A 1589-nucleotide genomic window follows, 5' to 3' on the forward strand; every position below is an offset into this window, starting at 1 on the left:
GAAGAAAACAACTGGGGGCTCATCTCATCAGGCATTTGGATGCCAACGCTCCAAAAGTGGTATACGGATGAAACTCTCACCCATAAATGGGTCGACAATCCGAACTTCCCTCCGTATGACGAATACAAGTCTGCGGTAGTCGATTATGCGCAATCCGCCGCTGCGAGACCTGCTTCATGGTTCTATACAAATCATACAACGGACTTTAACACCTTGCTCGGATCGACTCTGGGGGATGTTTGGACCGGAAAGACGACCGCGAAGGAAGCCATAACCAAAAATCTCGATGCTTTGAATGCGGCTCATACAGGCAATAAATAACGGATAAAAGGAATGACCGCCAATATATTGCAAGTGGCGGTCTTCCTTCAAACATGAGGTGGGGAGCGAGATATGGAACCGATTAACAAACCGCTGAAGCGTCGTTCTCGCTTTTACTCAAGCGAGGCAAGAGTTGCTTATATTTGCTTGATTCCGGCCTTCCTCGGACTGATCTTCCTGACCTACTTGCCTCTTCTGGGGGTGCTCGGAATCAGCATGACGAATTGGACAGGGTTAGCCAAACCCGAATTTGTTGGCCTCAATAATTATATCAAGCTGTTTACCACCGATCCGTACATTAAAGATTCGATTATCGCAACGATCTACTTCGCCGTATTATCTGTAGCCGGAAGCATGATTTATTCGTTTTTCATCGCGATGTTGTTGAATCGTAAAATTCCGGCAAGAGGTTTTTTCAGAGCCGTATTTTATGTGCCGTTCGTTTTGCCGGCTGCAGCTATATACGTAGGATGGTCTTGGCTTTACGAGGCGAATTTCGGTTTCTTCAACTTTCTCCTCTCCGAAATTGGGCTCAGCAAAATTCTCTTTATTGCGGATTCCAGATGGGTAGTTCCTTCGCTTTCTTTGATTGCTGTCTGGTTATCGGGGAACTTGATCGTTATTTTTTTGGCCGGGCTTCAGAACGTTCCGAGCGTCTATCATGAAGCGGCTGAGATGGATGGCGCAAGCGGATGGAAACGCTTCTGGCATATCACCTTGCCATGCATGACGCCGATTATCTTTTACAACTTGTTGATGAGCCTGATCGCTAATCTCCAAGTCATAACACCGGCCCTTTCTCTGACCAATGGCGGACCGGGCAATTCTTCAAGGTTCATGACTTATCTAATGTACGATCAGGCTTTCGTCAATTACAGGCTGGGTTATGCTTGCGCGACAACCTTTGTAATTTTCGCCATCCTTGCCGCGTTTACCGGTGTTTTGTTCAAGACATCAAATCTGTGGATCTTTTCTGAAGGAGGCGATGGCAATTGAGTGAAGCAGCGTACGTCAGACTAAAGAGCAAGAAACGCAGTGAACGAACGATAAACGTGATTATGTTTGTAGTCGTTGTTTTATTTGCCTTAATCGTGATCTTTCCGATCTGGTGGATTTTTCGTACGTCTCTGATGACCAGTCCCGAGATTTACAAATATCCGCCATCCCTATTGCCGGGAAATTGGTTGTTTTCCAATTATGAAGATACGCTGAAGGTATTTAAATTTTGGAAATATCTAGGAAATACGATGATAATCATCGTTCCTTCC

General features: G+C 45.5%; 1 protein-coding gene and 2 pseudogenes. All 3 read left to right on the top strand.

The window, feature by feature from the left end; genetic code table 11:
* Positions 1 to 321: pseudogene (locus AB4Z17_RS33405) on the top strand (ABC transporter substrate-binding protein); the annotation flags it as partial.
* 72 nt (positions 322 to 393) lie between these two features.
* Positions 394 to 1317, top strand: a complete 924-nt coding sequence (locus AB4Z17_RS33410; protein ID WP_076270452.1) for a carbohydrate ABC transporter permease — start codon at positions 394 to 396, stop codon at positions 1315 to 1317.
* Positions 1314 to 1589, top strand: a pseudogene (locus AB4Z17_RS33415) (carbohydrate ABC transporter permease); the annotation flags it as partial. The gene AB4Z17_RS33410 and the pseudogene AB4Z17_RS33415, both read left to right, overlap by 4 nt.

Source organism: Paenibacillus sp. TAF43_2 (genome assembly GCF_052113545.1).
GTDB lineage: Bacteria > Bacillota > Bacilli > Paenibacillales > Paenibacillaceae > Pristimantibacillus.

What these genes read in the sequence shown, in the direction of transcription:
- AB4Z17_RS33410 (WP_076270452.1), top strand. Translation starts at nt 394, where the DNA reads ATGGAACCGATTAACAAACCGCTGAAGCGTCGTTCTCGCTTTTACTCA.